The sequence below is a fragment of the Paenalcaligenes niemegkensis genome, from assembly GCF_022230885.1.
GTDB lineage: Bacteria > Pseudomonadota > Gammaproteobacteria > Burkholderiales > Burkholderiaceae_B > Paenalcaligenes > Paenalcaligenes niemegkensis.
This window is the reverse complement of sequence record NZ_JAKGCT010000004.1, coordinates 2,287,361-2,301,032: the sequence shown is the minus strand read 5'-3', so window position 1 is coordinate 2,301,032 and position 13,672 is coordinate 2,287,361. Positions and strand designations below refer to the sequence as shown.

Sequence of the window (13,672 nt, the reverse complement as noted above, 5' to 3'; positions counted from 1 at the left end):
CTAAAAATAGCTGCTACCTAAACGTAGCAGCTATTTTTTTATCTATTACTTTCAATGCATTAGCTGCTATCCGAGAATCAAAACACGGTGTCCAGCTGAGCAGACCGAACGTAGCCTCTCCCCGCCTTCAACCGCATTCTGATTCTCTATAAGCGTAAGCCCCTATAAAATTATAATTACACGTATGCCTCACTGATGTAATAATAATTACATAACTAGGAGACAACGATGAAATTGTTAGTGGTCAACGTCAACACAACCCAAGCCATGACCGATCTAATCGGCCAGTCTGCCCGTCAGGTAGCAAGCGAGAATACCGAGATCATTCCACTTACTCCCCGATTTGGAGCAGAAAGCGTAGAGGGAAATTTTGAAAGTTATTTATCTGCTGTAGGCGTCATGGATTGCGTACAACAGTATCAAGGCAGCTTCGACGCCATTATTCAAGCCGGCTATGGCGAACATGGGCGAGAAGGTCTACAAGAGCTATTCAATGTGCCTGTCATTGACATTACCGAAGCGGCGGCCAGCACCGCCATTTTTCTAGGCCATCAATACTCTGTCATCACCACCTTAGATCGGGCAGTCCCCTTGATCGAGAATCGTCTATTGCTGGCTGGATTCGAAAGGCGCTGCGCATCAGTACGAGCAACCGGCTTGGGCGTGCTAGAGCTTGAGGCCGATTCCGAACGAGCCATAAACGCCATTATCCAAGAGTCGCTCCGGGCGATTAACGAAGATAAGGCAGAGGTCATATGTCTTGGATGTGGTGGTATGTCGGACCTTCAGCGTCGCGTGCAAGAAGCGACTGGCGTACCGGTTATTGATGGTGTTACAGCTGCGGTCAAGATCGCTGAATCTCTGGTGCAGCTTGGCCTGCAGACGTCAAAAATCAGAACCTACGCTCAACCTCATAAGAAAAAAATCGCAATGTGGCCCCTTGGATAAAGACGCCAATCATCAGAGCAACTCTCAAAAGCAATAAAACGCTCTCGGCTATTCAGCTCGTCGCCATAGGAGAAGTGAGATGCACCACGAACAACCGCAACACCTACAAGAAATATCTACCAAGATCAGCACCTCTGCGAAGCTTGCACAGATCATTGATGACATGGGCTTTGGGCGTGCGCACAAGTTGATTCTTATGCTTGTCATTGCAGGGGTGTTTTTTGATGTCATTGAACAAAACGCGATCGGTATTGTTGGACCGGTATTACAAGCAGACTGGGGGATTTCCGCTGCGCAAATCGGTCTTATAAATTCAGTCACCTTCTTTTGCATGAGTGTAGGCGGCATTATTGCAGGCTTCATGGCCGATCGTTACGGCCGGCGCCCGATTTTGATGCTTAACCTGATCCTCTACTCCATCGGCGCCTTGCTATGTTCGATCGCACCAAACTATGAAATGCTTGTGCTATTTCGCGGCATTGTCGGGTTGGGTTTAGGAGGCGAACTTGCAACAGCAATCATCATGGTGGCCGAATTCTCGCCTACCAAAAATCGCGCCAGTGCCGTCTCAACGCTGAACCTCGCTGGAGGCGGTTTAGGAAACTTCGCGGCCCCCTTGTATGGAGTATTCGTGCTTGGCCTGCTGGCTCCTGCCTTCGGCTTAGGCGACAGTGCGTGGCGTTGGGTCTTCGGCCTGCTCGTACTTCCAATCGTCTTTATTGCGTTTTTTAGGCGCTATCTTCCTGAAACACCACGCTTTCTGCTTGCAACTGGTCAAATCCATGAATGCAACCGCGCCCTGACCATCCTGAAACACGGCCGCTTAATTCCTCGAGGCCATCCAGTGGAAGTTGAACAGTTTCTCACCGAAACCGGAGATGTAACCTTAAAGCGGACCGAGAAAATTCGTATCGGGGAAATATTTGCCAAGCCTTGGCGCAGACGAACCCTAGCTGTGTCCACTACCTACTTTATGGCCTTAGCCGGACAAATATCCATTCTGACATTAATGCCCGTCATTCTGGTATCCAAGGGATTCAGTATCGTTGCCGGTGTCGGCTTCACTGCGGTCATGCAGAGTGGTAGCCTCGCAGGTGCTCTCATGGCGGTCATCGTTAATGCCCATTTAAAACGCAAAACCGTCATCGCCATGGGTACTCTCGGCGCTATGCTCTCTGCCATCGCATTTGGCTTGTTTGCAGAGTCAACCGCTTCAATTTTGTTTTTAGGCGCGCTTTTCCAATTCTTTGTACTACTTCTCAACACCACACTTTGGACGTGGCTGCCCGAGTTATACCCCACTCGTATTCGCGGATTTGGCACTGGCGTAATCAGGTCTGTTGGCGCCATGGGTGCGGTCGTTATGACCCCTATTGCTGGTCTGATCTTTGACGTAGCGGGTCTGGTCGCTATCTTCGCAACCCTCGCTGTGCTCTATCTAATGGCGTTAATTGCTGCCATGTTCGGACCTGAGACCGCTGGTAAGAGCCTTGAAGAACTTAGCGAGACAGCCGCCTAAGCACTCAATCTTTACTCACATCATTTAATACGAGGAGTTTCAATGACTAAATTTCGTATCGCAGCAACAGGCCATAGTGTTAATTACCTTCCCGAATACGTGGCAGCGGAGCAAGGTTTCTTTGCAGAAGAAAATCTCCAGGTCGATGCAATTGTCCCCGATCCATGGGATTTGGTCCTGACGGAGATCCGAGGCAGCAATTCGCATGCAGCGCTTGGAGGCATCTGGGTTCCCGCCATGTTTCATAATCGCGGTAAGAAGCTAACTTCGTTTGCCAAGATTTCTGCTCGCTGCCCCCTGGTGATTGTGGGCAGGCAACCGGAAGAACTAGCGTTCAGCGCTTTACGGGGCACCACTATTTTAGTCGCAGGCAGCAATGGGGCTAGCCCCGGCCTGTTCCTAGAGCTTTTACTGAGCGAAAACGGAGTTGATAAAGCCGACGTAAACTTCGTACAAAATTTGTCGGGCTCCATGCTTGCAGAGTTGTTTGTCGGTGGCTTGGGCGATTACATTTTAGTAGATCCCGTAACCGCCACTCGCATTACGACGCTTACCCAAGCCCATATTGTCTCGCCACTCGCCAAAACAGGAGGTCCTGTACCGTGGAGTGTCTATTACTCAGAAGAAGGCACTGCAGGAGACCAAATCGATACCCAAATTCGCTTTGTACGAGCACTAAATCGTGGCATTCAGTGGATACTGAAAAACCCTACTGACACACTGCGTCCTTTATTGTCACGCTTATTTCCCAGGCTTGATGTAGACCACGCGATTGAATTAGTGGAAAACTTCAAGCAATGGGGAATGTGGGATACTGCACGTATTGAAAAAGGCTCTTATGATCGTTGGCAAAGAGGCCTGGCTCAGGGCCATTTAATTGATGCTCCTCTGGACTACCATGAGCTGGTAAACGAGCAAGTGGCTAATGAGGCTGAAAAAGTGGCAACGCGTCGCTAAAACTCTTCCAATGCGCTGTGATAGGCATCGCTGGCTGCTAATCGTGAGCGGCCAGCCGCACCTGCGCTTTCAAATACAGCATTTAATAATAAATGGCTCACGGCAGCAACGGATACATGGCTATCAAAGGGCCCTACCGACTCACAAGGGCACTGTATATGCCACTTAACACCTGAATGCAACGGATGATGGTCATCTGTAATAAACAACACTTGTGCACCGGTCTTGTTTAGTTGCTCGAGCATCTTATACAAGATAAGTGGTCTGCGCCGTAAACCAAATACAACAACGACATCAGCAGGACGGATCGCACTAAGATACTCTCCAAAACTATCACCACCATCAGGAAAAGCCTTAGAGTTTTCTTTTACTTGAAAAAGCTGCCACTGAAAGTAACGGGCTAAAAATTGATTAGCTCGTAGGCCCGTCGTCCATACCATACGCGCATCAATCAAAGCACGGACGATTCCAGTTACCATTTTTTCATCAAGCCGTAGATACGCGCGCTCTAAATTCTCCTGGGCCTTTTGCGCATGAGCAGCTAACAAACCGTCGAAAGTCTCTACTGTACGATCCGCTAAAAACAGAGGAGATCCACCTTGCTTCTCTGCACGGACATGGCGACGGGCAGCGTCATAATTTTCATAGCCTAAGCGCCGCACAAAACGAGATACTGTAGCCGTAGAAACCTCTGACAGCTGAGCCAGCTCAAGCGCCGAATAACTGGCTAACTCACCAGGGAAATCGAGAATAAATTCGGCCAAACGCTTCTCTGCCGGATGCAATGTAGGCAATTTATCGTAGACACGACTCAAGAAGGGAGCGCTTTCGGTCTTGTCGTTCATCAACTGTCCAAGGGGTCAAAAACATAAGATTTCATATTACACACCATCATAAACATATCCAAATGTTTACCGCCCGTATCTTATAAAGCGCCTACTCGATGAAACGGGATAAGCCCGGGCTGGCAGTAACCTTTTAAAAGCGTGCTTGGCACTTTAAACAGGTATAAAAAAGCCCCACTACGTCTTTTTGTTGTCGTAACGGGGCTCACCTTAGGCCAATAACAGCATCTAGCCGCGAACTTGCGTAATGATGGCATCAACTTCGCTTAGCGCTAAATCAATTTCATCTGCGGCCACATTAAGTGCCGGCATAAAACGTAGTAACTCGGGACGGGGAGAGTTCAACAGCAAGCCATTGGGGTTGCGGTTGCGCGCTGCCTCTACAATGGCCGGACCATCATGCTGGTCTAGCTTAAGAGCGCGCAACAAGCCCAGTCCGCGCTCGCCATTCATGCCCCACTTCTTGCTTAGTGCCAGCAAACCTGTAGAAAGCTGCTCGGCTCGCTCGTTGACGGTTTCCATAAAGCCAGGAGCGGTCAGCGTTTCGAATACCGCCACGCCTGCTGCTGTCATCACCGGATTACCGTTGTAGGTTCCTCCTTGTTCGCCATGGGCAAAACACGAAGCCGCTTCGGTCGCGCACAGCGCTGCCAGGGGAATACCGCCCCCAATGCCTTTACCCAGGGTCATGATGTCGGGTTTGATGCCAAAGTGCTCGTAGGCAAACAATGTACCTGTGCGACCCATGCCGGTTTGAACCTCATCAACGATCAACAGCATATTGCGTTCGTGTGTCAATTCGCGCAACTGGTTCATAAACTCCTGGGTTGCAGGCATCACGCCTGCTTCACCCTGGACGGGCTCGAGCATAATGGCTACGGTTTGATCATCGACAAGTGCACGAACCGATTCGATATCGTTCAGGATAGCTTTCGGAAAACCATCGACCTGAGGTGCAAACATGGTGTCCCAGCCTGCTTTGCCCGACGCCGACATGGTAGCCAGCGTGCGGCCATGAAAGCTGTGCTCAAAAGTAATGATTTTATAGGCACCCTGACGGTGTACACGGCCCCATTTACGAGCCAGCTTAATGGCCCCTTCATTGGCTTCAGCACCACTATTCGCAAAAAACACGGTATCAAAACACGAGGACTCGGTGATAAGCTCGGCCAGTCGCATAGCCGGAGCATTATAAAAGCCCGGCGACGGATTCAAAACCAGCTTGGATTGCGCACAGATAGCGTCCACAACGACCTGTGGGCTATGTCCCAGTGCATTTACCGCCCAACCCTGGATCATGTCCAGGTATCGTTTACCGTTGTGATCTTCGAGCCAAGATCCTTGACCTCGAACAAAAACCAGCTCCGGGCGAGAGGTAATATCCATAAGCGCATTAGCACCGGACCGATTAAATTCCATAACGGCAACCTTATAGGTAAAAAATTGATAATGTATCGCAAAAGTTTAGTTATTAATTTACCGCTAAACTACACAAAAGCAAGGAAAAACACAGAAACAGCCAGTCCCGCGGCAGGGTTCATAGTAAATGCAACATTTACAGAAGATCGTCGTACAGTGAAAGCTGCCTTGGCGCCTCATCCAGACGCTGACATTCTTCTTCCGTCAGCAAATTACTGGCCTTGACCCCAAATAAACGAATTGAAGGATTCGTAAAGGGCACCCGACGCAGACTCAACCCGGCAGCCTGATGAATATCGGCCGCAAGCAATACCGGTTCATCCACGCTGCTGTCACGCGTGACCGTAGAGAAATCGTGAAAACGTACCTTTACCCCAATGGTTTGAGCCCGGACCGCTTTATTGCGCAGGTCGAGCTCGAGCTGAGAGCATAAACGCAGAAATAAAGCGGATAGCTCATGGCGGTCGTGCCGCACATGCATATTGCGCTCAAATGTAGTCTCACGACTAATCGATTTAGGTTCCGGGCTGAAATCTAAAGGCCTGTCATCAATGCCTTGGGCTACTTGCGTCAGCCAATAGGCATAGCTCGCGCCAAAGTGCTCTTGCAATGTAGCCGGCGCGGCCGCCGCCAGATCACCAATGCGTTCGATACCCAAAGCTTGCAACTTTTGATAAGCCTTAGGCCCCACCCCGTTAATTTTATTGACAGCCAAAGGCCAAATAACGCTGGGGATATCGTCCATTGATAATATCGATACGCCATTGGGCTTATTTAAATCAGAAGCTATTTTAGAAAGCAGCTTATTAGGGGTGACTCCGATTGAGCAGTGCAAACCCGTGGCTTCAAAAACTCGTTCTTTTAATAAACCGACCAGATATTCGGTGTCGTAGTCCAGATGGGACAAGTCAATATAAATCTCATCAATTCCGCGATTCTCAATTCGTTCAGAAACACTGGCAACGGCTTGTTTAAATAAACGGGAATAATGACGATAGGCTTCAAAGTCAGCCGGAAGTAAATAGGCCTCGGGGGCCAATTCAGCAGCTTTCATCAAACCCATTGCAGAAAAAACCCCGAGGGCACGAGCTTCATACGTGGACGTGGTCACCACGCCCCTGCCGGTATAGCCGGCCAGCTGTGCATAACGCCTTGTGCCATCGGCCAGGCTTAGCGGAGCTGTTGTGCTACGCCCTCCGATGACTACAGCATGGCCTCGTAAATCCGGATAGCGAAGTAACTCGACAGACGCATAAAAAGCGTCCATATCCAGATGAGCGATTCGACGCTCAGGCTGCGAGTTACTCATTCAACAAACCCATATCGTGAATTAATTATTAAACAGCCGGAAAATTACTTAGCACTGTCGCTGACAGTGGGCTAAACACTAATAGTAAAGAAACAGCGATAGCAATAAAGTAGGAACGGCGTTAATCCCCATGAATTTATAAAGGTTGTGCGCGTCTGCGCATAAGCATATGCGTTGACGCTCGATATCGCCTAAGGCAATATTGCCGCATTCAACACAGCCCATAAACTGTCAGGAGACGAAGCAAATGCGACAAAAGATTCTTGTTTCAGCCTTAGCCGCGGTACTGCTAGTGCCTGCTGCGCTACACGCCAAGACATTTAGATGGGCAAGTCAAGGCGATATTCTAACTCTGGATCCCCATGCTCAAAACGAAGGTCTGACGATCGCAGCCAGCAGCTATGTCTACGAACCTTTAGTCGACTATGACAAAGATTTTAACTTGGTGCCGTCGCTGGCAGTAAGCTGGGAACAAAATGATCCGAACACATGGCGCTTCAAACTGCGCGAGGGCGTCAAGTTTCATGATGGCGCCCCCTTTAGCGCTGACGACGTGGTGTTCTCAATTGAACGCGCCATGGCACCAACCTCGCATTTCAAAGCCTATGTTAACGGCGTGAAAGGTGCAAAAAAATTGATGACCTGACTGTCGAAATCGAAACAGACGGACCAAATCCTATTTTACTACGCCAGCTAACCAACGTCTTTATCATGAGTAAAGCCTGGTCTGAGCAAAACAATGCGCTGCTGCCGCAAGACTTTTCTGCTAACCAGGAAACCTATTCCGCACGCAACACCAACGGAACAGGCCCTTATAAGCTTGATAGCCGCGAAGTGGATATTCGTACGGTATATAGCGAAAATGAAGAGTGGTGGAATAAAGAACAGAAAATAGGCAACGTCACGAAAATCGACTATACCCCCATCAAGCAAAATGCCACCCGTACTGCCGCGCTCCTATCTGGGGAAATCGATTTCGTACTTGATCCGCCCGCACAAGACTTACAACGCATCGCCCAACAGGCAAAAATTGTAGAGGGTAACGAATACCGCACCATCTACATTGGTCTGGACCAACATAGCCCTGAACTCAAATACAGCACAGTCAAAGGCAAAAACCCTTTCGCTGATCCCCGCGTACGCGAAGCGCTGTATGTTGCCATTGACATAGAGGCCATCAAGAAAGCGGTGATGCGTGGTTCATCCTCGCCCACAGGAACCATGATAGCGCCTCAAGTACACGGCTGGACCGAAGCACTTTCCAAGCGCGTGCCTTACGATGTAGAACGCGCAAAAACATTACTTAGTGAAGCCGGATACGAGCCGAATGAGCTTAGCTTCACCCTGGACTGCCCCAACAATCGCTACATCAACGATGAAGCCATTTGCCAGGCGGTACTCGGCATGTGGGCGAGGGCGGGCGTAAAGGCCACCTTGAACGCCATGCCACGGGCAACCTACTTTCCAAAAGTGCAGTCTTACGACACCAGCGCTTATATGTTTGGCTGGGGGTACCCACCTTTGACGCTCTGTATACATTGCAAAGCCTGATTCACAGTAAAGGCGAGGGCGCCGATGGCAGTTTCAACTTCGGAAACTACAGCAATGTAGAGGCCGATAAGCTGATCGATCAAATCAAAGTTGAGACCGATACGGCCAAACGCGACGAAGCCATTCATAAAGTGCTGGAAATACACGCCAGTGAGTTCGGCCACATTCCGCTCCATGACCAGGTTATTCCATGGGCAATGGGTAAGAATGTCGATGTGATCCATCGGGCCGATAACCGTATCAGCGCTCAGTGGACTACCGTTAATTAATACATTCTTATAGGACTACGCGCCTTCGGCCCAAAAGGTGGGAGGTGCACCGTCGCCTATGCTGGTATTTATCATTCGCCGCTTAATCCAGGCTGCACTGGTCATGCTGACCGTCAGCCTTTTGGCTTTCGTACTGTTTCGCTATGTAGGCGATCCGGTCACCATCATGCTAGGCCAGGACGCAACAGACGCCGACCGGGCGGCACTGCGCAGCAGTCTCGGACTGGACCAGTCGGCACTTGTTCAATTTGCGAAGTTTGTTGCACAGGCTGTTCAAGGTGAGTTTGGCTTATCCCTTCGCCAGGGACAAAGCGTTGCGGAACTCCTTAAAAATCGCTTGCCTGCCACTGTCGAGCTGTCAGTAATCGCGGCCGTTCTAGCCCTGATCGTCGGCCTGCCCCTGGGCGTATACACCGCTCTGAACCGAAATGGTGCTGTGTCCCAGGCCATATTGGCCTTCTCACTGGTGGGCATCTCATTGCCTACTTTCTTCATTGGCATTCTCCTCATCCTGGTCTTCTCCGTACAGTTAGGATGGCTACCCAGCTATGGCCGCGGCCAGGTTACGTATTTTGGATGGTGGAGCACGGGAATGCTGAGCCTCGACGGCTGGAGACACCTGATTTTGCCTGTCATCACCCTGTCCCTGTTTCAGCTGACCTTGATATTGCGTCTGGTGCGCTCCGAGATGCTTGAAGTTTTACGAAGCGACTACATTAAATTCGCCCGGGCCAGAGGCTTGAGAAAGCGGGCCATCCATTTTGGCCATGCCTTGAAAAACACCATGGTTCCTGTCATTACCATTACGGGTCTGCAACTGGGGGCATCATCGCCTTCGCCATTGTCACGGAAACTGTTTTTCAGTGGCCCGGCATGGGCTTGCTCTTTATCCAGGCCGTGCAATTTGCCGATGTTCCCGTGATGGCCGCTTACCTCTGCCTGATTGCCTTGGTGTTTGTGGTGATCAACCTCATTGTCGACCTGCTGTATTTTGTGGTCGATCCACGATTAAGAGTGGGCCTGACTAAGCGGGGTGGACACTGATATGGACGTTTTAAGACGGTTTTGGGATAGCGATCTGGCCTGGTCCTGGCGCCATTCCCCAGTGGCACTCAGTGCAAGCATCCTGCTGCTATTCCTGCTGGTTGGCTCCTTGGGCGCCCCCTGGCTGGCACCGCACAATCCTTTCGATCTCGCCTCCATTAACCTGCTCGATGCGCTTTTGCCTCCAGTCTGGGAGACCGATGGCCAGGGAAGCTACTTGCTAGGCACTGACAGTCAAGGCCGGGACCTGTTCTCAACGCTGCTCTATGGCACGCGCATATCGTTGTTTATCGGCTTTGCCTCGGTGGCGCTTGCCATGCTGCTGGGCATATTCTTAGGTCTGATTGCTGGCTATGCGGGTGGACGCATTGACGCATTCATTATGCGCGTGGCCGACGTACAGCTCTCTTTTCCAGCCATTCTTATCGCCTTGCTTATCGACGGTGTGGCTCGAGCTGCAGTACCCCGATCATTACTGGATGTCATCGCGTTCCCCGTACTGATAGGCGCCATTGCCTTAGCGGGCTGGCCCCAGTATGCGCGCACCGTACGCGGATCGGCCATGGTAGAAAAAACCGTGAATACGTACAGGCTGCACGAGTCATCGGGGTGAGCGGCCCGCGCATCATGTTCAGCCACGTTCTGCCCAATGTCATGGGTCCTGTGCTGGTGCTTGCAACAGTTCATCTGGCTACTGCCATCATCACCGAAGCCACCCTCTCATTTCTTGGCGTAGGCGTGCCGCCTACCTCTCCTTCCCTGGGCACTCTGATCCGCATCGGAAACGATTTTCTCTTTTCGGGAGAATGGTGGATCACTATCTTCCCCGGGCTAGTGCTGGTGCTCCTGGTTTTATCGGTCAATCTGCTGGGCGACTGGCTGCGTGATGCTCTGAATCCGAGGTTGAACTGATGTCGGCATTACTTGAAGTTAAACATTTACGCGTCGAGTTTCCTGGCCGTCGCGGCACCTTGACGGCCCTTGATGATGTGTCCTTTACAATACAGCCAGGCGAGGTACTTGGCGTAGTGGGTGAGTCGGGAGCCGGCAAATCACTGACAGGCGCTTCCATTATCGGATTGCTGGATCCGCCAGGACACATTGCTGGCGGAGAAATCCATCTGAAGGGAAAACGCATTGATGCCCTGCATGGCGAGGCCATGCGCAAGATACGAGGCAAGGAAATCGGAGCTATCTTTCAAGACCCGCTTACCTCCCTCAACCCTCTTTATACCGTCGGCAAACAGCTTACCGAGACCATTCAAACGCATCTGCATCTCTCACACGACGCTGCACAAGACCGCGCCATCGCCTTGCTTGAATCTACCGGTATTCCCGCTGCCCGTGAACGCATTGATCATTATCCACACCAGTTTTCAGGCGGCATGCGCCAGCGCGTGGTCATTGCGCTAGCCCTGGCTGCCAACCCCCAGCTGATCGTGGCTGATGAGCCCACAACAGCGCTGGACGTCTCTATACAGGCTCAGATCATCGACCTGCTTAAGGATCTCTGTAAGTCACAGGGCACAGCAGTAATGCTAATCACCCACGACATGGGCGTCATCGCTGAAACGGCTGATCGCGTTGCTGTGATGTACGCAGGGCGCATTATTGAAATTGGTCCGGTTCAAAAAATCATTCAAGAGCCCTTGCACCCTTATACGGTGGGACTGATGCAGTCTATTCCTACACTCAATGCAAACGTCGAACGCCTGGCGCAAATACCTGGCAGCATGCCACGTTTAAACGCCATTCCTGCAGGCTGCGCTTTTAATCCGCGCTGCCACGCACGTATGCCCATCTGCGAAGTCCGGCGACCTGAGCTTTTACCTGCAAAAGCAGGACAAGTTGCCTGTTGGCTGCATCACGAGCCGGAGGACAGCCCATGAATCGGCATACCGAAAGTCCAAACAATGAGAAAGTACTGCTGAAAGTACGTGATGCCGCCCGCTGGTTCGATGTGTCGCCGTCGTGGCTTGAGCGCATCATCTATCGCAAGCCAAAGGTCATGCTTCGTGCGGTAGACGGGGTCTCGTTCACCTTGAAAAAAGGTGAGACCTTAGCTCTGGTCGGGGAATCGGGATGCGGAAAGTCCACTGTCGCCCGCCTGCTGACCGGGCTTTATCCGCTGACGCGCGGCTCCATTGAGTTTGAGGGCGTAGAGCTCACCAGCATGACGGAAAAACAGCAGCATGCGATGCGCAAGCGCTTACAAATGATTTTCCAGGATCCCTATGCCAGCCTGAACCCGCGTTGGCGGGTAGGCAGAATTATTGCCGAACCTTTGCAAACCCATACGTCTATGACGGCCGAACAACAACGCGAACGCGTGGGTGAGCTGCTTGAACAGGTAGGCTTGACCGCAACGGATCAAAACCGTTATCCGCATCAGTTTTCCGGAGGCCAGCGTCAACGGATTTCTATAGCCAGGGCTCTGGCTCTTAATCCGGAATTCATTGTCTGCGACGAACCGACCTCGGCCCTGGATGTATCGGTGCAGGCGCAAGTGCTGAACCTGATGAAAGATCTACAGCGCGAACTCGGGCTGAGCTATCTTTTTATTTCTCACAATCTGGCAGTTGTGCATCATGTGGCAGATCGGGTCGGGGTCATGTATTTAGGGCGTATTGTGGAAATAGCCGACCGTAATCAACTTTTCGGGCAAGCGTTACATCCGTATACGCAGATGCTATTGGGGGCGATTCCCGACATAAGCGGAAGCGGACGTGCCAGAATTCCCGTAGCCGGAGAAGTCCCCAACCCTTTAAACCCGCCTGCGGGCTGTACTTTTAATCCTCGTTGCCCCCTGGCGAATGATCGCTGTCGCGTTGAAATACCCACTTTGCTGCAACAGGGCCTTACCCAGGTTGCCTGCCATGCTGTAGAAGAAGGCAGAGCACCCGCTGTTAGTCACGCTGAGCGACCAGAAGCGGGTTCGTAAGGTGTAGGGCCAGCATCGACCTGACGTAAAACCAACGTATTTTAGGCCGGACTTTGCTTACCAGGCAGTAACAATAGAGCCTTTAAACTGCTCTTCAATGTACTGCTTAACGTCATCCGAATGGTAGGCCTTGACCAGACGCTTTACCCACTCCTGATCTTTATCTTCAGTACGTACAACAATAATGTTGGCGTAGGGGCTGTCTGGGCTTTCCAGCAATAAGGCATCGTCTTTAGGTACCAAACCTGCTTCCATCGCAAAATTGGTATTAACGGCCGCCAGATCTACATCATCAAGCGAACGTGGCAGCTGGGCAGCATCGAGTTCAGCCAAGTCCAGTTTTTTTGGATTCTCGACTATATCCAAGGGTGTGGCCGTCAAGCCTGCCCCATCACGCAACTTCAGCAGCCCTGCTGTTTCCATCAGCAAGAGGGCGCGACCGCCGTTGGTAGGATCGTTAGGAATCGCTACGCGAGCGCTATCCTTAACATCTTCCAGCTTATCGATCTTTTTAGAGTACAAGCCCATAGGATAGATAACGGTAGGCACTATGCTACTTAGCTTGTAGCCGCGGTCTTTAACCTGCACTTCCAGGTAGGGCAGATGCTGATAGCTGTTTGCGTCCAGGTCACCGCTTGCCAGGGCAACATTAGGCTGAACATAGTCGCTAAACTCGATGACCTTGATCTCCAGGCCATCTTTAGCTGCTACCTTTTTTACCTCTTCCATGATTTGCGCATGGGGCCCGCCCGTAACACCGATGGTGATACTGTTTTTCTCTGCCTGGGCAGCCCCGCTCAGCAACATAAGCGAGACGCTTATACCGGCCAGCAGACGCTGGCTAAAAGCTAATTTCATAATCTAAGCCTC

At 51.2% G+C, this 13,672-nt stretch carries 9 protein-coding genes and 3 pseudogenes; 8 read left to right on the top strand and 4 right to left on the bottom strand.

Features of this window, described 5'->3' with window-relative positions; translation table 11 throughout:
* Window positions 1-228 precede the first annotated feature (228 nt).
* The 3 genes from L1889_RS15255 to L1889_RS15245 all read left to right on the top strand — a co-directional run bounded on the left by L1889_RS15255 (window position 229) and on the right by L1889_RS15245 (window position 3,424).
* Window positions 229-948 (top strand): aspartate/glutamate racemase family protein, encoded by a 720-nt coding sequence (locus L1889_RS15255; RefSeq protein WP_238665806.1) that lies wholly within the window; start codon window positions 229-231, stop codon window positions 946-948.
* Between the two features lie 79 nt (window positions 949-1,027).
* The gene (locus L1889_RS15250; protein ID WP_238665805.1) at window positions 1,028-2,467 is read left to right on the top strand and encodes an MFS transporter; all 1,440 of its coding nucleotides are present in this window, start codon (window positions 1,028-1,030) and stop codon (window positions 2,465-2,467) included.
* 42 nt (window positions 2,468-2,509) lie between these two features.
* The gene (locus L1889_RS15245; RefSeq protein WP_238665804.1) at window positions 2,510-3,424 is read left to right on the top strand and encodes an ABC transporter substrate-binding protein; all 915 of its coding nucleotides are present in this window, start codon (window positions 2,510-2,512) and stop codon (window positions 3,422-3,424) included.
* Here the strand turns inward: L1889_RS15245 and L1889_RS15240 are convergent.
* The 3 genes from L1889_RS15240 to dinB form a co-directional block, all read right to left on the bottom strand.
* Window positions 3,421-4,269: a MurR/RpiR family transcriptional regulator gene (locus L1889_RS15240; RefSeq protein ID WP_238665803.1), complete on the bottom strand. Its 849-nt coding sequence runs from the start codon at window positions 4,267-4,269 to the stop codon at window positions 3,421-3,423. The two genes, L1889_RS15245 and L1889_RS15240, sit on opposite strands and share 4 nt — an antisense overlap.
* 228 nt (window positions 4,270-4,497) lie before the next feature.
* Entirely contained in the window at window positions 4,498-5,688 is a 1,191-nt protein-coding gene (locus tag L1889_RS15235) for an acetylornithine transaminase (RefSeq protein WP_238665802.1), read from the bottom strand.
* A 136-nt stretch (window positions 5,689-5,824) separates the two neighbouring features.
* On the bottom strand, window positions 5,825-6,997 hold the full coding sequence (gene dinB, locus L1889_RS15230) for a DNA polymerase IV (protein ID WP_238665801.1): 1,173 nt from the start codon (window positions 6,995-6,997) through the stop codon (window positions 5,825-5,827).
* A gap of 247 nt (window positions 6,998-7,244) precedes the next feature.
* Between dinB and L1889_RS15225 the strand changes: the two are divergent.
* From L1889_RS15225 to L1889_RS15205, 5 genes and pseudogenes are all read left to right on the top strand, one after another.
* Window positions 7,245-8,817: pseudogene (locus L1889_RS15225) on the top strand (ABC transporter substrate-binding protein).
* A 58-nt stretch (window positions 8,818-8,875) separates the two neighbouring features.
* A pseudogene (locus L1889_RS15220) lies at window positions 8,876-9,861 on the top strand (ABC transporter permease).
* Between the two features lies 1 nt (window position 9,862).
* Window positions 9,863-10,773 (top strand): annotated as a pseudogene (locus tag L1889_RS15215) (ABC transporter permease).
* Window positions 10,773-11,750: an ABC transporter ATP-binding protein gene (locus L1889_RS15210; protein ID WP_238665800.1), complete on the top strand. Its 978-nt coding sequence runs from the start codon at window positions 10,773-10,775 to the stop codon at window positions 11,748-11,750. The pseudogene L1889_RS15215 and the gene L1889_RS15210 overlap by 1 nt, the downstream one beginning before the upstream one ends.
* The gene (locus tag L1889_RS15205) at window positions 11,747-12,802 is read left to right on the top strand and encodes an ABC transporter ATP-binding protein (protein ID WP_238665799.1); all 1,056 of its coding nucleotides are present in this window, start codon (window positions 11,747-11,749) and stop codon (window positions 12,800-12,802) included. Before L1889_RS15210 ends, L1889_RS15205 begins: the two co-directional genes overlap by 4 nt.
* 57 nt (window positions 12,803-12,859) lie before the next feature.
* Here the strand turns inward: L1889_RS15205 and L1889_RS15200 are convergent, their stop codons facing one another.
* Entirely contained in the window at window positions 12,860-13,660 is an 801-nt protein-coding gene (locus L1889_RS15200; RefSeq protein ID WP_372871688.1) for a MetQ/NlpA family ABC transporter substrate-binding protein, read from the bottom strand.
* Between the last annotated feature and the right edge of the window lie 12 nt (window positions 13,661-13,672).